The organism is Streptomyces sp. NBC_00523 (assembly GCF_036346615.1).
Taxonomy (GTDB): domain Bacteria; phylum Actinomycetota; class Actinomycetes; order Streptomycetales; family Streptomycetaceae; genus Streptomyces.
Map to the genome: position 1 here is coordinate 5,965,430 of NZ_CP107836.1, position 15,848 is coordinate 5,981,277.

Sequence of the window (15,848 nt, forward strand, 5' to 3'; positions counted from 1 at the left end):
CGGGACCGGTGCACCTGGCGTCTGGCCTGCGGGCTCTCCTGAACAATCGGCCGCAGCACGTCCGCCGGAGTCGTCTCCACGCCGGTTCCCCCTCACCCCACTGCCGGCCCGGTGCGCGGGCCGCGCCCCATCCTGCCGCCGCCCGGGCCCCGATACCGCAACTCCACACAATGGTTGCAACCCTCTGCAACTCTGGCGAGGGTCCCCGGACCGTACAAGAGTGGCGACACACCGCACTGCGGGGCCCCCGGCCCTCACGTGCGATGTGTACAGCATGGGGGGTGGTGCCGTGTCGGCGCAGCACCACCCCCCGTTGCTGTGTCCGGTCAGGATTCCACCGGCCGGGCCCGGGCCACGACCGACGCCAGATCCAGGGTGTGCGGCAGGGTCCCGAACGCCGCGCCCCCGTCCCCTCCCAGGCGCGAAGCGCAGAAGGCGTCCGCCACCTCGGGCGGCGCCCAGCGCACCAGCAGCGAGCCCTGGAGCACCAGCGCGATGCGCTCCACGACCCGGCGCGCCCGCGCCTCGATCCCCGCCAGGTCGGCCAGCTCCGTCAGCATGTCCCTGATCGCCGCGTCCAGCCGGTGATCGGCGCCCCGGGCCCGCCCGACCTCCTGGAGGAACGCGTTCAGCGCGAGCGGTTCGCGCCGCAGCACCCGCAGCACGTCCAGCGCCTGGACGTTCCCGGACCCCTCCCAGAGGGAGTTGAGCGGCGCCTCCCGCAGCAGCCGGGGCATCCCCGACTCCTCCACGTAGCCGTTGCCGCCCAGGCACTCCAGCGCCTCGGCCACCAGCGGCGTGCACCGCTTGGTCACCCAGTACTTCGCCGCCGGCACCGCGAGCCGCAGGAACGCCGACTCGCTCTCGCCGCCGTCGTCGTACGCCGCCGCGAGCCGCATCGCCAGCACGGTCGCCGCCTCCGACTCCACCGCGAGGTCGGCCAGCACGTTGCGCATCAGCGGCTTGTCCACGAGCGGCCCGCCGAACGCGGACCGGTGCGTCGTGTGGTGGACCGCCTGCGCCACCGCCTGCCGCATCAGCGCCGCCGAACCGGTCACGCAGTCCAGCCGGGTCGCCGCCACCATCCCCATGATCGTGCGGACGCCCTGCCCCTCCTCGCCGATCCGGCGCACCCACGTCCCGTCGAACTCGACCTCCGCCGAGGCGTTGGACCGGTTGCCCAGCTTGTCCTTGAGCCGCTGGATCGCGAACGCGTTGCGGCTGCCGTCCGGCAGCACCCGGGGCAGCAGGAAGCAGGTGAGGCCGTCGGGGGCCTGCGCGAGGACCAGGAAGCCGTCGGACATCGGCGCCGAGCAGAACCACTTGTGCCCGGTCAGCAGGTAGGCCCCGTCCTCGGTCAGCCGCTCGGCGCGCGTGGTGTTCGCCCGCACGTCCGAGCCGCCCTGCTTCTCGGTCATGCCCATCCCCAGCAGCACCCCGGCCTTCCGCAGGGGCGGCCGCAGCCCCTCCTCGTACACCCGCGAGGTCAGCAGCGGCTCCCACTGTGCGGCCACCTCCGGCTCGGCGCGCAGGGCCGGCACCGCCGCGTGCGTCATGGAGAGCGGGCAGCCGTGGCCCGCCTCCGCCTGCGTCCACACCAGGAAACCCGCCGCCCGGCGGACATGCCCGCCCGGCCGGTCCCAGGCACCGGTCAGCCCGGCCCCGACGGCGTGCCCGAGCAGCCGGTGCCAGGCCGGGTGGAAGCCGACCTCGTCGACGCGGTGGCCGTAGCGGTCGTGGGTGCGCAGCTTCGGCGGATTCTCGTTGGCCTGCGTCGCCCAGGACGCCGCCTGCGCGGAGCCCGCCGCCCGGCCGAGCGCGGTGAGCCCGACCCGGGCCTCGTCCAGGACCTCGGGCGGAAGATGACGTTCCACGGCCTCGCCGAGTACCCGGTCCGTACCGAAGACGTCATGGCCGAGCAGGGGAGGGGCCTGGTTGGACACGGTGTGGGTGGTGGTCGCCATGCCGATACGGTAAGGACGTGCAGGCAGCAAACGAAACACCCGAGCGGCCACCGGGCCGGCTCCACCGGGCCCGAGTGCTCTACCGCAACGTCTCCAAGCGGCAGCTCGCCTGGCAACTGCTCAAGGACACGGTCAACTCGTGCATGGAGTACCGCATCCTGGGACTCGCCGCCGAGGCCGCGTTCTTCACCCTGCTGTCCCTGCCCCCGCTGCTCCTCGGCCTGATCGGCCTGCTCGGTTACGTGGACGAGTGGACCAGCACCACCACGGTCGCGTCCATCGAGCGCAACATCCTCAGCGCGGCCCACACCATGCTCTCCGAGCGGGGCGTGAACGACTTCGCCAAGCCGCTGCTGTCCGACGTCACGACCGGCGCCCGGCCCGACGTCATCTCCCTCGGCTTCGCGATCGCCCTGTGGTCCGGCTCCCGCGCGGTCAACGTCTTCATCGACACGATCACCGTCATGTACGGGCTCGACGGCCAGCGCGGCATCGTCAGGACCCGGATGCTCGCGTTCCTGCTGTACGTGGTCGCGCTGCTGCTCGGCGCGGTCGTGCTGCCGCTGCTCGTGGTCGGCCCGGACCGGGTCGTGGAGCTCATACCGTGGGGCACCGAGGTCATAAGCGTCCTGTACTGGCCGCTGGTCATCGTGCTCTCGGTCGCCTTCCTCACCACCCTCTACCACGTGTCCGTGCCGGTCCGTTCGCCGTGGATCGAGGACATGCCGGGCGCCCTGGTGGCCCTGGCGATGTGGGTGTTCGGCAGCTTCCTGCTCCGGATCTACCTGACCAGTACGGTCGAGGGCCCCACGATCTACGGATCGCTGGCCGCCCCCATCGCGGTGCTGCTCTGGATCGGCGTCTCCGCCTTCGCGGTCCTGGTGGGCGCCGCCGTCAACGCGGCCATCGACCGGGTCTGGCCCTCGGTGGCGACGGCCGCCGCCCGCGCCGCGAACGACCGGGTGCGCGCCGCCCAGGCCGCCGAGTTCGTCGCCCGCACCCAGGCGGAGAGCTGGCACGGCGGCCCGCCGGCCGACGAGGACGACGACGATGACGAGGGCGACGAGGGCGACAGCCCGTACATGCCCTCCGAGTTCCCCGAGCGCTGGTCGCGGTTCCTGCCGCCGGACGACGTGAAGTCCCGGCTCCAGAAGCCCGGCCGGGAGAAGGACGCGGACCGGTCCAACCCGTACGACGAGTGAGCGCTCAGTCGGCGTCCGGCGCGCTCTGCGACCCCGGCGACCAGGACAGCTTCACCGTCAGATGGCCTTCCAGCGCGCTCTTCGCGATCACCGCGCCCGCCTCCGAGGTGATCTTCACGCCGAACTCCAGCTCCACCCCGTCCGGCTTCAGCCGTCCGTCCCGGAACACGGCGAGCGCCGACTCGGCCGCCGAGCGGATGCCCTCCAGCGCGCTGTCGAACGTGCGCCCCGCGCGCGCCAGGGCGTGCTGCCCGTCCCGCGCCACCAGCTGCGCACCCGGCGCGTGCCGGTCGACCTCCACGGTCACCGTCGCCCCGTTGTCCGTGGTGAACTCCATCAGTGACGCCATGACCGCCCCCGTAGCCGATTACGCACGCTGCCGTGTCCGTCGACACTAGTGGCATGGGCGACAGCTATACAGAGCGCGCGTCGCGACTGGACGGCGCGAAGGTGTGGACCCTGAGCGTCGAGCCGGGCACCGCCCATCCGGTGCTGCCCGACGGCTGCATGGACCTGCTCTGGAGCGGGGAGCGGCTGCTCGTCGCCGGACCGGACACGCACACCGCGCCCGCCACCGGCACCGGCGGCAGCTGGGCCGGAATCCGCTTCGCCCCCGGGGCCGCCCCCGCCCTGCTGGGCGTGCCCGCCCACGAGCTGCGCGACCTCCGGGTGCCGCTCGCCGCGCTGTGGCCCGGCGCCCCGGTCCGCCGCCTCACCGAGCGCGTCGCCGAAGCGGCCGACCCGGCCGCCGCCCTGGAGGACATCGCTCTGGACCGGGCGGCCCGCACCGGGCCCCCGGACCCGCTGATGCGCGCGGTCGCCACGCGGCTTGAGGCGGGCGGCAGCGTCGCGGAGGCCGCCCGGAGCGCCGGGCTCGGCCCCCGCCAGCTGCACCGGCGCTCGCTGACCGCCTTCGGCTACGGGCCCAAGACCCTCGCCCGGGTACTGCGCCTCCAGCGGGCCCTGGCCCTCGTACGCTCGGGGCTGCCGTACGCCGACGCGGCACTCGCGGCGGGCTGCGCCGACCAGGCCCATCTGGCGCGCGACATGCGCGACCTGGCCGGCACCACCCTGACCGCGTACTTCGGCCGGTCCTAGGCGCCCGAGGGCGCGAACAGCGAGACCGCGCAGTCGTCCGGGTCGAGAACGACGGCGTACCGCTGCCCCCACACCGCGTCCCACGGCTTCAGGTGCCCCCGGTATCCCGCACCGGTCAGGTCCGCGTAGACCGCGTCGACCTCCGCCGGGCTGTCGCACAGGAAGGCGAGCCCGAGCCGGTCCCCGCCCGACGGCGGCTGCCAGTCGGGGTCGAGGGAGCGCACGACGTCCTCGGTGTCCCACATCAGGCGCTCGCCGCCCGGCAGGGCCACCTCCACATGGGGTGCGGATTCCGCGCCGGCCGGGATGTCGAGCCCCAGGCGCCGGTAGAAGGCGAGGGATGCGGGCAGGTCGGCGGTGGTGAGGGAGATCGCGTCGAGTCGTGGAGTCATGGACCGACCGTAGGCGGGCCCGCCGCCCACCGTCTTGTACGAATCGGTCACGGCCCGGTCCGCGCCCGGGCGGATCTCCGTCACAGCGCCCCGAGCACATCCCCCGGCGAGGTCCCCGGGTCCGTCAGCGCGAGCCCCAGCGCCGCGCGCTCCGTGACCCAGCGCGTCGGGCGGTGGCGCGGGTCGCCCGTCGACGCGTACAGCGCCCGGTGCAGCTCCAGCATCCGGACCGCGCCGATCCGGTCGCCCCAGGCCAGCGGGCCCACCGGATAACCGAGCCCCGTCGTGACGGCGACGTCGATGTCGGCCGGGGCGGCGAGCGCGCGCTCCGCGATGGACGCCGCGACCGACACGACGGAGGCCAGCAGCCGCTGCGCGACCGAGCCCGCCGTGTCCCGGACCACCGACACCGCGAACGGCTCACCGCCGTCCTTGGCCCGGGCCAGCACCGCGCGGGCGTCCCGCGCCGCCGCCGCGTCCGCCGCCGGGGTCACCGCGAGCACGCGTCGCCGCCCCGCCGCGGGCAGCGGGTCGACGCCGAAGGTGCGCCCGGCGGGCAGCCCGTGCGCGGCGACCGCCGAGGCCACCGGGGTGCCCCAGACCGGGACCAGGGCGACCGCCGCGTCCGACGGCCGGGCCCCGTTCTCCACGGCGGCGCCCGCCGCAGCCAGCGCCTCGCGGAGCGTGGCCGCCCCGGCCTCCCGCGCGGGGTCCGGCGCGAAGACGTGCACCGGGCGGTCCGCGTCCCCGGCGACCGGCGGCTCCGGCGCGGGTCCGGTGGCCTCGGGGCCGTACGCGTACCAGCCGCGTCCGGTCTTGCGGCCGTGCAGCCCCGCCGCCACCCGGTTCGGGGTGAGGAAGGAGGGGCGGAGCCGGTCCTCGTAACGGAAGCCCTCCCAGATCGAGTCGATGACGGCGGCCGTCACATCGAGCCCGGTCAGGTCCATCAGCTCGAACGGGCCCATCCGCAGCCCCAGCACATCGCGCGCGATCCGGTCGATGTCCGCGGGCTCCCCGACGTTCTCCTCAAGGAGCGCCAGCGCCTCCGTCACCAGGCCGCGCCCGGCGTGGTTGATCAGGAAGCCCGGGGTGTCCGCGACCGTCACCGCGCGGTGGCCGCAGCCCTCCACGAGCGAGGTGAGCAGCGGCGGGATCTCCGGCCGGGTCGCCGCTCCGGGCACCACCTCCACGATCCGCATCAGCGGCACCGGGTTGAAGAAGTGCAGCCCGGCCAGGCGCGTCGGGTCCTTCAGCGCGGCGGCGATCCGGGTCACCGAGAGCGAGGAGGTGTTGGTGGCGAACACGGCGGAGGCGGGCAGCGCCTGCTCCAGGCGCCCGAACACCTCGGTCTTCGTCGCCAGGTCCTCGCGTACGGCCTCGATCACCAGTTCCACCCCGGGGCCCGCCGCCCACGGGTCGTCCAGCGGGACCAGCCGCTCCGCCGCCGACTCCGCGTCCGCCGCCGCCATCCGCCCCTTGGCCACGGCCCGGTCCAGCATGGAGCGCACGAAGGCGACGGCGTCGGTCACCGCCTCGGCGCGTACGTCGCACAGCTCGACGGTGTGTCCGGCCGAGGCCGCCCACTGGGCGATGCCGCGGCCCATGGCTCCGGCGCCGACGATCCTGATACGCATGCGGGTCACGGTCCTCTCACGGGGGCGGGCCGGGTGCCCGCGCTGCCGACGCTTTCAGTGGCTTTGATCGCCGTCCAATACCGAATTACGCTCGGACCGAGACGCTTGACGCATCAATGACCGACGACTCCATGATGGGGGCCGGTCCGGGGGAGGGGAGCGGTATGGAGCTGCGGTATCTGTCCGCGTTCCTCGCCGTGGCGGAGGAACTGCACTTCGGACGCGCCGCGAAACGGCTGCGGATGGCGCAGCCGCCGCTGAGCCAGCAGATCCGCCGCCTGGAGAAGGAGCTCGGCGTCCAGCTCTTCGAACGCAACACCCGCTCGGTGCGGCTCACCAGCGCCGGGGAGTCCTTCCTCCAGCCGGTGCGGACCGTGCTGGACGACCTGGACACGGCGGTACGGGCCGCGAGGGCGGCCGGACAGGGCGCGTACGGCAGGGTCCGCATCGGCTTCGCGGGCGCGTCCAGCCACGAGACGCTGCCGCTGCTCACCCGGGCGGTGCGGGCCGCCCACCCGGGCATCGAGCTGGTCATGACCGGCCAGACCTACGCCGACGTGGCGCTCGCCCGGGTCGCGGACGGCTCGCTGGACCTGGGGTTCGTCCGGCTGCCGGTGACCGCGCCCGGCGTGAGCTGCCGGGTGATCGACGAGGAGGAGCTGGTGTGCGCGCTGCCCCTCGACCATCCGCTCGCCGCCCGCCCGGAGATCCCGCTCGACGCGCTGGCCGGGGAGCCGTTCGTCGCGTTCCCCGCCAACACCGGCTCCACCGTGCGCGACGCGATGACCCAGGCCTGCGAGGCGGCCGGGTTCAGCCCGCGCGTGGTGCAGGAGGCGCCGGACTCGTACACCATCCTGGCGCTGGTCGCGGCGGGCGTCGGGGTGACGCTGACCGTCACCTCCGTCCAGCACATTCAGCTCAGCGGCCTGGTCTACCGCCCGCTGGCCGGGCCGCCGATCAGACGGCAGCCGGCGCTCGCCTGGCGGACGGACAATCCGTCGGCCGCCCTGCGCGCGGTGCTGGACGTGGCGGAGCGGGCGCTGCCCACACCGGGCGGCTGACTCAGCCGCCCCGGCCCGCCCCCAGGAAGGCGAGCAGGCTGACGGCCGCGGGGCGGGCGCCGCCGACGGCGGCCCGGTGGAGGTCCCGCACGGTCCGTACGACGGCCCGGGTCACCCCGTCGACACCGGCCTTGCGCTCGAACCAGTGCCAGTCGCCGTGCGCGTTCATCTCCAGGAACACCGGCTCGTCCCGAGCCCACAGGAAGTCGAACGCCCCGTAGACCGCGCCCGTCTCCCCGGCCAGCGCACGCGCCGCCGACGCCACGGCGTCCGGCGGCCGGACCTCCCGTACGCGCACCTCGTCGGGGCGGGTCCAGATGTCCTCGGGGCGCTCCTTGGCCACCTCGAAGGCGTGCAGTTCGTCCCCGGCGAGGTAGACCCGGTACTCGGCGTCGTGCTCCACGTACTCCTGGACCACCACCGGTGTGCCCCGGGGCAGCCCCGGCACACCGGCGAGCCGGTCGCGGTCCAGGACCCGGGGCAGGTGCCAGTCGAACCGCCCCGGCTCCGGCTCCACGTAGTGCCGGTCCAGGACCTTGAGCACGTACCGCTCGGCGGGGAGCAGCGCGGCCGCGTCCGCCGGGTCCGTGGTGACCAGCCCGCGCGGGACGCGCACGCCGAGCGCCCGCGCCCGGTCCCGCTGCACCAGCTGGCCCGGATCGGCCGCGCCGATCGCGGCCGGGGAGGCGGCGGCCAGCTGCCGGGCCAGGGCGGCCCACGCGTCCCGGTGCACCATCCGCCCGCCGGGCGCCCCGGACAGCGGCGCGGCCCGCGGCGAGAAGTGCCGCAGCCAGGTCACCGTCGGGGCGAACCGGTGCCCGTCCAGGGTCAGTTCGCCGTCCGGCCCCTGAACGGCCCGGACGTCAGCCAGGCCGTCCGCGTCGAGCCGGTGCACCGGCACACCGATCCGCCGCAGCAGGCCGGACACCTCGGTCGCCTCCCGGTCGCCCCGCCTGGTGAGCAGCAGGACGCACCGCTCAGCCATGGGTCGGGGCCAGCAGCGATTCCGCCATCTCCAGGAGCCGCAGCGCCTTGTCGGAACGGTTGCTGGGCTCGGCGGCGCGCAGCCGGGTGAGCAGTTCCAGGCCGATCGCCGCCTGATCGGCCAGCAGACCGAGGAGTTCGACGTCGGCCATCTCCCGTACGCCGCCCGCCCCCCGGTCCAGCACCTCCAGCACGCCGACGCACTCGTCGTCGCCGAACAGCGGGGCGGCCATGATGCTGTCGGGCACGTACCCGGTGGAGGCGGCGGCCTCGCCCGAGAAGTGCCGCGACTCGCGCAGGTCGTCCACGAGCATCGACTGGCCGGAGGCGGCGACCCAGCCCGCGATGCCGGTCCCCGCCGGGAAGCGCGTGCCGACCAACTGGCCGTCGCCCTCCCCGGCCACGGCCTCGAAGACCAGGTCGCCGGTCTCGGGATCGATGAGGAAGATCGAGGAGGCCGCCGCGCCGAACGCATGGCGCGCGACTTCCACGATGGACTGCAACAGGCGGCGCTCCACGGGCGTCGCGGCGTCAACGGGTTTCGTCATGCGCACCTCCAAGTCGACCGGTGGTGTTCCCGGCGCAGAGGAACAGCACCGTCTTCAGCTGGAACGGCGTGAGCCAGGGGTGCTTGCCGAGGATCAGCGCGCACAGGCCCGAGATGTGCGGCGCGGCGAAGCTGTTGCCGGTGGAGCGGATGGTGCCGCCACCGGGCCACGCCACGGGCACGCGTACCCCGCGCGCGTGGAACTCCACGGGCGGGGCGGGGTTGTAGTAGTACGTCATCGGGTCGTCCTCGTCGTGGCTGGCGACGGAGATCACCGAGGAGAACGACCAGGGATAGCTGGCCACCGGCCGGTTGTGCGCCGAGACGACGAGCGCGCACCGGCGGAAGTAGGCCCGGTCGGCGAGCTCGTGGAGCTGCGCGGTCAGGGCGGGCCGGGTCGTCGCCAGGCTCAGGTTGATGACGTCGAAGTTCTGCTCGACGGCCCAGGAGAGCCCGGCGATCAGGGCCGGGCCGCTGCCGGTCTTCCCGTCGGTCAGCACTTGTACGGAGGAGAGCGAGACGCCCGGCGCGACGGACCGGATCACCCCGGCGCAGGCGGTGCCGTGCCCGGCGCGGTCGGTGGGCTCGCACGGCACCATCGACACCTCGCCGCCCTCGTCCTGGACGGCCGTCATCGCGAGGTCGACCGGTCCGACCATCGGATGGCCGCCCTCGACCCCGCTGTCCACGACGCACACCCGGACCCCGGAACCGTCGGAGCCGCCCCAGGCCCACTCGGGCGAGACCGAGTCCATGGGCACGGAAGCGAACCCCTCCGCCGCCTGCTCCCGGGTCGCGCCCCAGGCCGGGACGCCCGGTGTGTAGGCCCGCGCGGGCCGTCTCCAGGGCGGATCGCTCATCGCCTCTCCTCCAGCCCGGCCAGCCACGCCCGCACCGTCCGGGCGGGGAGCACGGCCTCCTTCGCGGTCAGCGCGGCCAGCGCGCGCCCGGCCGCGTGCCGGGCCCGCACCGGTTCGCCCACGGCGTCCAGCACCCGGGCCGCCTCGGACCACACATCACCGATGAGGCACGGGTCGTCGGTGCCGTCCAGGGCGGCGACGGCGCGCCCGGCGTCCCCGGCCGCCTCCCCGTACGCCCCGGCCCGCGCCCGCACCCGCGCCCGCAGCGCCAGCTGGACGGCCCGGGTACGCGTCTCGGTCGGCGAGTCCGGGGCCGGATCGGCGAGTTCGGGCGCGTCCAGGAGGGCGTCCGTCCCGGCGCGGAACCGCTCGCGCGCTGCGTACAGCCGCAGGGTGCCCGCGGTCCTGGCCTGCCCCAGCGCGGCGAGCCCGTCCGCCGCCGCCGCGTAGTGGCCGGCCGCCGCCGGATGCGCACCGGCCAGGGACTCCACGAGCCCCGCCGTCTGGTCGGCCGCCAGGGTGCCGAGGGCCAGCCCCAGGTCGTCGCAGTGGACGCGGACCAGCGCGATGTCCGCACGGGCCGCGTCCACCCGGTCCGACAGGGCGAGATGCCGCGCCCGGGTCAGCAGGACCGGCACGAGCAGGCTCCGGTCGCCGTCGAACCGCCCGACCAGGTCTTCGCAGAGCGCGATGGCCTGGGAGAGCGGAGTCGGCGACCACTGGGTCAGCTCGCAGATCGACGCCAGGATGCGGTTCCCCTCATAGGTGTCGCCGAGCCCGTGCGCCCGGGCGAGCGCGTCCCGCATGGCGGCCTCCGCCGCGCCGATCCGGCCCTCGGCGAAGCTCCGCAGCGAGGACAACTGGTGCAGCCTGCACCAGCTGAGGTCGTCCGCGTCCCCCGGCGCGTCCTGCCCGGCACCCGGTCCGTACGGAACCCCGGCGGGCGCCGGTCCGCCCGAGCGCAGGGCGATCAGCTGCCGCAGGATGGCGCAGGTGTCCCGGGTCGGCACGTCCCCCGCGTTCCCGCGCTCCGCCCCGTCCACGGCCCGGAGGGCGCTGTCCCAACGGCCCAGCGCGGCATGGGCGTCGGTGATGCGGGCGGCCAGCACCCGGTGCTGCGGATCGCCGTCCGGGGTGAGGCCCCGGCCGCGCTCCATCAGCGAGACGGCGGCGGGCAGGTCGCGCCGGTGCAGCGCCCGGTACCCGGTGGCCACCAGGGCGCGGGCCGCGCGGCCGGTCAGCGCGGGCAGCCCGGGATCACCCGGGTCCGCCTCGGACAGCAGCCGGCAGGCGGACTCCAGGTGGTGGGCGAGGTCGCCGTCCGCGGCCGGGCCCGGCGCCCGCCCGTCGAGCCGGTCGGCGAGCACGGTGTGCCAGGCCGCCCGCCGGGCCTTCGAGGTCATCTCGTACAGGGTGTCCCGGGCCAGCGCGCGGGTGAACCGGTAGGCGCCGGGCGGCCCGTACAGATGGATCACCCGGGAGCGCAGCAGCCGGTTCAGCGCCTCGTCCAGGGCCCTTCCGGCCAGGGCCGGTTCGTCCTCGGCGAGCGCGCGCACGTCCCCGGCGGTGAACGACCCGCCCACCCCGGCCGCCCGTTCCAGCACGGCCCGGTCGGTGGCCGGCAGCCGGTCCAGCCAGGCGGTCAGCAGGACCCGGACCGAGGTGGGGACGCCCTGGTCCACCGAGCGGGGACCCGACAGGTTCTCCAGCAGCAGCTCGGCGAAGAGCGGATTGCCGTCGCACTCCCGGACCACCCGGGACAGCTCGTCCTCGGTGGCGACCGCCTCCTGCGCCGCGACCTCCGCCCGGTCCGCGAGCAGCCCCACCAGGCGCTCGGTGTGGGCGCGGGGCAGCGGGTCGAGGTGCAGCACCAGGTCCCCGCCGGACGGCGCCGCCGCCTCGCTCCGCGCCACCCGGACGACCAGCACCTCCGCGTCCCGTATCCCCTCGCACAGCTCGGCGACCATGCCGGCGAGCGTCGGCTGCGCCCACTGGAAGTCCTCCAGGACCAGGACCACGGCGGTGCCCCGGCCCAGGGCCTCCAGCAGCCGCCGGAACGCCCAGCCGATCTCCTCGACGCTCACCGGGAGCCCGTTGCCGGTGCGGATGCCCAGCGCGACGGCGAGGGCGGTGACCGCGCGGTCCGCGCTCGGGCGCAGCGTCTCCAGCGCGCCGCGGGCCTGCTCCCAGCCGCCGGGCAGCGACCAGACCGCGTCGGCCAGCGGGCGGTGGGCGAGCCCGGCCCCGTACGCCTGGCAGCCGGCCCGCAGGACGACGGCCCCCTCCGCGTCGTGCCGCGCCAGGAACTCCCGTACCAGGCGGGACTTTCCGATGCCCGGGGGACCGGTGACCGTGACGGGACGGCTGCGGCGCTCGCGGCGGACCGCCTGGAACTCGCGCAGCAGCGCGGCCAGATCGGCGTCCCGGCCGACCAGGGGCACCAGATCCTCCTGGCCCGTGGACTCGGCCACCGAGAGCGCCCGCCAGGCGGCGACCGGTTCGCGCTTGCCCTTCACCCGCAGCGGGGCGACGGCCTCCATGCGGACCCGGCCGCCGACCAGCCCGGCGGTCTCCGCGCCGATCAGGATCTCGTGCGGCCCGGCGTGCGACTGGAGGCGGGCGGCGGTGTGCACGACGTCCCCGACGACCCGGGCCGCGCCGCCGAGTGCCCCCGCCACCACGGCCTCGCCCGAGGCGATCCCGCAGTGGATGTCCAGCCGCACCCCTGGCCCGGTCGCGATCGCCGCCACGGACTCGCGTACGGCGCAGGCCGCCCGGACCGCGTGCAGCGCGTCGTCCTCATGGGTGACGAAGGCGCCGAAGACGGCCATCACGGCGTCGCCGATGAACTTCTCGACCACACCGCCGTGTTCGGTGACCGCCGTGGTGCAGGCGCGGTAGTACCGGTCCATGGTGCGCCGCAGCGCCTCCGGGTCCAGGGTCTCGGCCAGCACGGTCGAGCCGACGAGGTCGATGAAGACCGCCGTGACGATTCTGCGGCTGTCCGACGACGGCGCCCCCGCGACCACCGGTGTGCCGCACTCGGGGCAGAACCGGGCCCCGTCCGGCACCGCCGTCCGGCAGCCGCCGCACCGCGCGGCGGCGTTCACAGGAGCTTGATGTCCTGTCCCTCCACCTCGGCGGAGACCGCTTCCAGCCGCTCCTTGACGGAGTTGAGGACCTGGACCTCCTGCTCGCTGAGCGCCGAGAGGACCGAGCGCTGCTCGACCGCCAGCAGGTCCACCGGATGTCCGGCCTCACGCAGTGCGTGCAGGGCGTCGAAGGTCATGGCTACCGGTACCTCGTTCCCGTAGTGCGGCCAGTCGAGCGAGACGCCGGCCGGTCCGATCGAGCACTCCGCGACCGCCGCCGCGAGGGCGCCGACGGCCTCGGGGGCCTCCTGCCGCTGCCGCTCGTCGGCGGGCAGCGGCGGCCAGATCCCCTGGACCAGAACGCCCTGGGCGTACAGCCGCGCAATCATTTCCGTGCGGTTCGACGCGCCCGTTCTTCGAAGCATGTTGCATAAGTGGGCCGCCACCGTGTGCGGGCTGATGCAGAGAGCTTCGGCGATATCCCGGTTCGAGGAGCCGGCGGCCACGAGCGAAGCGATAAGAATTTCACGCCTGGTCAAACCCTTTACCCCTCATTTCGGTGAGCAAAGCATGGGCCGGCGGAGGGATTTCCTCACTCCCGGGGGTCAGAGTAGCTGCGGGTCATGTTCCGGACAAGAACGCCTTGAGCGGGATCACCCGCCCGCCGATTCATAGTCGATCGAGGGATGTGAAGCCGGGGGGCGCCGGAGCAGCCTTGCCGTTGCACCAGCCCGTGACCGTCTCCCTGAAGGAGTGACCCATGTCGCAAGCACCCCTCGACGCACTGCGCAGCGCCGGCACCCCGGTCGACCTGCTGTCGGACTCCGAGCGCGAGATCTTCAACGGCCTCAGCCCGGACGAGGTCGCGGTCCTCGGCTCGATCCAGGCCCGGCTGAACGCCGTGTCGGCCGCGGTCGAGGGCCAGGTCAACGACAACCAGGTCAACGTTCTCTGCTGATCCCAGCTTTGGCGGGTCCGGCGGCACCGGCCGCCGGACCCGCCGGAGACGACGCGCCCGACCGCCGTGCGTCCGGACACCCAGTGGGAGCGTGATGATGGACCAAGTCAGCAGATACCTGGTGCTGAGCGACCGTGCGTACGCCGACACCAGCGGCGTCCCGGTACGGCTCGCCTACGGCACCCGCACCGCGAGCACCGTGGCGGTCGACCTCCCCACCGCGCGGGCCCTGGAGGCCGGCGACGCCGCCGCGATCAGCCCGGCCTGGACCGGCGCCCTGCGCACGGCCCGGCTGCTCGTACCGGCCGGCGAGGACGAGCTGGCCGTCGTGCTCGACCGCAACCGGCGTGCCTCGGCGGACCGTTCGGCGGTGCACATCGCCCTGCTGCCGACCTCCTACTGCAACATGGGCTGCGCCTACTGCGGCCAGGAGCACACCAAGGGCGGCCTGTCCCGCAACCACCGCAGCCGGGTCCACGACCGCGTGCTGCGCGCCGTGACCGCCCCGGAGACCCGCAGCGCCCGCATCGACTGGTTCGGGGCCGAGCCGATGATGGGGTACGCGGTCATCCGCGACCTCGCCCCCCGGTTCGTGGCCGCCGCCGCCGAGCGCGGGGTCGCCTACTCCTCGGTGATCGTCACCAACGGTTCCCTCCTGAATCCCGCAAAAATCAACACCCTCATCCGTTCCTGCGGGGTCACGCATTTCGAGATCACGATCGACGGGCCGCCGGAAATCCACAATGAACACCGGCCGCTGAAAAGCGGACGCGGATCTTTCTGGAACATCGTGCGCGCCGTGCGTGCCGTACTCGACGAACCGGATCTGGGGCCCACCCATTTCTCGTTCCGGACGAATGTCGATGTGCACAACCAGGACTCCGTGCCGCGCTATGTCGAGCTGATGGCGGAGCTGGGCTTCGGTCACCCCCGCGTATCCTTCTCGATCGCTCCCGTGCACTCCTGGGGAAACGACGTGTCGGAGATCGAGGTCTCCAAGTACGAGTTCGCCGAACGCGAGACGGGGTGGCTCAGGCTGCTCACCGGTCACGGGCTGCACACGCAGCTGCTGCCGACCACCGCGCGCAAGGTCCTCTGCCCCGCCACGACCCGCTCGTCCGAGATCATCAGCAGCACCGGCAACATCTTCTCGTGCAGCGAGTACCCCCTCGTCCCCGAGGCCGAGCGCAGCCTCCCGCTCGTACACATCGACCGGGCGGGCACCGAACCGCTGCGGCCGCTGGGCCCCTTCGACGGCTGGAACGACGAGATCGCCGCGGGCACCACCTGGTGCAAGAGCTGCGTCTTCATGCCCACCTGCGGAGGCTCCTGCCCCAAGGCGTGGCAGGAGGGCCATCCGCCCTGCCCCGGCTACAAGTACAACGTCCAGGACAGGCTGGACCTCATCGCCGCCCAGTGCGGCCTGCACGAGGTCGCCGGTGAGCCCGCCGGAGCCCGGTGATGACGGCGGAGACCGGCCCGGACACCCCGCGCCGGCTGCTCATCGGGGTCTGCGGCTCCGGCAACGTACTCGCCGTTCCGCAGTACCTGATGGCCCTGCGCACCGGCCTCGGACCAGGCGTCGAGATCCGGATGGCCATGACCCGCTCCGCCGCGGCGCTCATCCCGGCCGCGACCATGCGGCTGCTGTGCCGGGACGTGTACTGCGACGGCGAGGACGAGCTGACGACCGGTCATGTCGCCCCCGCCGTCTGGGCGGACCGGTTCGTCGTCCTGCCCGCCACCGCCAACATGCTCGGCCAGGCCGCCCACGGCCTCGCCTCCGGACTCCTCAGCTCCGCCCTGCTCGCCCATGAACGCCCGGTGGTCTTCTTCCCGAGCATGAACAGCCTGATGTGGGAACGCCCCGCCGTCCGCCGCAACGTGGACCGGCTGCGCGCGGACGGCCACGCCGTCGTGGACCCGGTGCCCGCCGCCGGCTGGCAGATCGCCGCGGGCGACGTACGCAAGAACCTCGGGCTGCCGCCGCCCGCCACCGTGACGGCGGTGATCGGCGAGTTCCTGGACATGCCGGTCGGCCCGCTCGGCGGCTGAC

General features: G+C 74.3%; 15 protein-coding genes and 1 pseudogene. 6 read left to right on the forward strand and 10 right to left on the reverse strand.

The annotated features are described in order from the left end of the window. Positions 1–326: 326 nt before the first annotated feature. Entirely contained in the window at positions 327–1,964 is a 1,638-nt protein-coding gene (locus OHS17_RS27065) for an acyl-CoA dehydrogenase family protein (protein ID WP_330314238.1), read from the reverse strand. Between the two features lie 74 nt (positions 1,965–2,038). On the opposite strand from OHS17_RS27065, the gene OHS17_RS27070 reads away from it, so the two are divergent. Further along, complete coding sequence (locus tag OHS17_RS27070; RefSeq protein WP_330315367.1) at positions 2,039–3,166, forward strand: YihY/virulence factor BrkB family protein; 1,128 nt, start codon at positions 2,039–2,041, stop codon at positions 3,164–3,166. A gap of 4 nt (positions 3,167–3,170) precedes the next feature. Here the strand turns inward: OHS17_RS27070 and OHS17_RS27075 are convergent, their stop codons facing one another. Continuing rightward, positions 3,171–3,515 (reverse strand): CU044_2847 family protein, encoded by a 345-nt coding sequence (locus OHS17_RS27075; RefSeq protein ID WP_018100627.1) that lies wholly within the window; start codon positions 3,513–3,515, stop codon positions 3,171–3,173. A 53-nt stretch (positions 3,516–3,568) separates the two neighbouring features. On the opposite strand from OHS17_RS27075, the gene OHS17_RS27080 reads away from it, so the two are divergent. After that, positions 3,569–4,264 carry a helix-turn-helix domain-containing protein gene (locus OHS17_RS27080; protein ID WP_330315368.1) on the forward strand — a complete coding sequence of 232 codons (696 nt, stop codon included), beginning with the start codon at positions 3,569–3,571 and terminating at the stop codon, positions 4,262–4,264. Here OHS17_RS27080 and OHS17_RS27085 read toward each other — a convergent pair. Together OHS17_RS27085 and OHS17_RS27090 are read right to left on the reverse strand one after the other, a co-directional pair. Further along, a complete protein-coding gene (locus OHS17_RS27085) occupies positions 4,261–4,656 on the reverse strand; it encodes a VOC family protein (protein WP_330314239.1) in 396 nt (131 codons plus the stop codon). The genes OHS17_RS27080 and OHS17_RS27085 overlap by 4 nt on opposite strands. A gap of 80 nt (positions 4,657–4,736) precedes the next feature. Continuing rightward, positions 4,737–6,290, reverse strand: a complete 1,554-nt coding sequence (locus OHS17_RS27090) for a 3-hydroxyacyl-CoA dehydrogenase (RefSeq protein WP_330314240.1) — start codon at positions 6,288–6,290, stop codon at positions 4,737–4,739. Positions 6,291–6,454: 164 nt separating this feature from the next. Between OHS17_RS27090 and OHS17_RS27095 the strand changes: the two genes are divergently transcribed. After that, the gene (locus OHS17_RS27095; protein WP_330315369.1) at positions 6,455–7,351 is read left to right on the forward strand and encodes a LysR family transcriptional regulator; all 897 of its coding nucleotides are present in this window, start codon (positions 6,455–6,457) and stop codon (positions 7,349–7,351) included. Between the two features lies 1 nt (position 7,352). Here OHS17_RS27095 and OHS17_RS27100 read toward each other — a convergent pair whose 3' ends face one another. The 6 genes and pseudogenes from OHS17_RS27100 to OHS17_RS33925 all read right to left on the reverse strand — a co-directional run. Beyond that, entirely contained in the window at positions 7,353–8,336 is a 984-nt protein-coding gene (locus OHS17_RS27100; RefSeq protein ID WP_330314241.1) for a hypothetical protein, read from the reverse strand. After that, positions 8,329–8,853: a GAF domain-containing protein gene (locus tag OHS17_RS27105; protein ID WP_018100621.1), complete on the reverse strand. Its 525-nt coding sequence runs from the start codon at positions 8,851–8,853 to the stop codon at positions 8,329–8,331. Before OHS17_RS27105 ends, OHS17_RS27100 begins: the two co-directional genes overlap by 8 nt. Positions 8,854–8,866: 13 nt before the next feature. After that, a complete protein-coding gene (locus tag OHS17_RS27110) occupies positions 8,867–9,742 on the reverse strand; it encodes a S8 family serine peptidase (RefSeq protein ID WP_330314242.1) in 876 nt (291 codons plus the stop codon). Further along, on the reverse strand, positions 9,739–12,852 hold the full coding sequence (locus OHS17_RS27115; RefSeq protein WP_330314243.1) for an AAA family ATPase: 3,114 nt from the start codon (positions 12,850–12,852) through the stop codon (positions 9,739–9,741). Before OHS17_RS27115 ends, OHS17_RS27110 begins: the two co-directional genes overlap by 4 nt. After that, positions 12,849–13,223 carry an aroma-sacti cluster domain-containing protein gene (locus OHS17_RS27120; RefSeq protein WP_330314244.1) on the reverse strand — a complete coding sequence of 125 codons (375 nt, stop codon included), beginning with the start codon at positions 13,221–13,223 and terminating at the stop codon, positions 12,849–12,851. The genes OHS17_RS27115 and OHS17_RS27120 overlap by 4 nt, the downstream gene beginning before the upstream one ends. A gap of 6 nt (positions 13,224–13,229) precedes the next feature. After that, a pseudogene (locus tag OHS17_RS33925) lies at positions 13,230–13,373 on the reverse strand (helix-turn-helix domain-containing protein); the annotation flags it as partial. 221 nt (positions 13,374–13,594) lie between these two features. On the opposite strand from OHS17_RS33925, the gene OHS17_RS27125 reads away from it, so the two are divergent. From OHS17_RS27125 to OHS17_RS27135, 3 genes are all read left to right on the forward strand, one after another. Beyond that, entirely contained in the window at positions 13,595–13,792 is a 198-nt protein-coding gene (locus OHS17_RS27125) for an aroma-sacti cluster domain-containing protein (RefSeq protein WP_018100617.1), read from the forward strand. Positions 13,793–13,886: 94 nt separating this feature from the next. Continuing rightward, positions 13,887–15,254 carry a radical SAM protein gene (locus OHS17_RS27130; RefSeq protein WP_330314245.1) on the forward strand — a complete coding sequence of 456 codons (1,368 nt, stop codon included), beginning with the start codon at positions 13,887–13,889 and terminating at the stop codon, positions 15,252–15,254. Beyond that, a complete protein-coding gene (locus OHS17_RS27135; RefSeq protein WP_018100615.1) occupies positions 15,254–15,847 on the forward strand; it encodes a flavoprotein in 594 nt (197 codons plus the stop codon). Before OHS17_RS27130 ends, OHS17_RS27135 begins: the two co-directional genes overlap by 1 nt. Position 15,848: the final 1 nt, after the last annotated feature.

What these genes read in the sequence shown, in the direction of transcription:
- OHS17_RS27065 (WP_330314238.1), bottom strand. Translation starts at nt 1,964, where the DNA reads ATGGCGACCACCACCCACACCGTGTCCAACCAGGCCCCTCCCCTGCTC.
- OHS17_RS27075 (WP_018100627.1), bottom strand. Translation starts at nt 3,515, where the DNA reads ATGGCGTCACTGATGGAGTTCACCACGGACAACGGGGCGACGGTGACC.
- OHS17_RS27080 (WP_330315368.1), top strand. Translation starts at nt 3,569, where the DNA reads ATGGGCGACAGCTATACAGAGCGCGCGTCGCGACTGGACGGCGCGAAG.
- OHS17_RS27085 (WP_330314239.1), bottom strand. Translation starts at nt 4,656, where the DNA reads ATGACTCCACGACTCGACGCGATCTCCCTCACCACCGCCGACCTGCCC.
- OHS17_RS27090 (WP_330314240.1), bottom strand. Translation starts at nt 6,290, where the DNA reads ATGCGTATCAGGATCGTCGGCGCCGGAGCCATGGGCCGCGGCATCGCC.
- OHS17_RS27095 (WP_330315369.1), top strand. Translation starts at nt 6,455, where the DNA reads ATGGAGCTGCGGTATCTGTCCGCGTTCCTCGCCGTGGCGGAGGAACTG.
- OHS17_RS27100 (WP_330314241.1), bottom strand. Translation starts at nt 8,336, where the DNA reads ATGGCTGAGCGGTGCGTCCTGCTGCTCACCAGGCGGGGCGACCGGGAG.
- OHS17_RS27110 (WP_330314242.1), bottom strand. Translation starts at nt 9,742, where the DNA reads ATGAGCGATCCGCCCTGGAGACGGCCCGCGCGGGCCTACACACCGGGC.
- OHS17_RS27120 (WP_330314244.1), bottom strand. Translation starts at nt 13,223, where the DNA reads ATGATTGCGCGGCTGTACGCCCAGGGCGTTCTGGTCCAGGGGATCTGG.
- OHS17_RS27125 (WP_018100617.1), top strand. Translation starts at nt 13,595, where the DNA reads ATGTCGCAAGCACCCCTCGACGCACTGCGCAGCGCCGGCACCCCGGTC.
- OHS17_RS27130 (WP_330314245.1), top strand. Translation starts at nt 13,887, where the DNA reads ATGATGGACCAAGTCAGCAGATACCTGGTGCTGAGCGACCGTGCGTAC.
- OHS17_RS27135 (WP_018100615.1), top strand. Translation starts at nt 15,254, where the DNA reads ATGACGGCGGAGACCGGCCCGGACACCCCGCGCCGGCTGCTCATCGGG.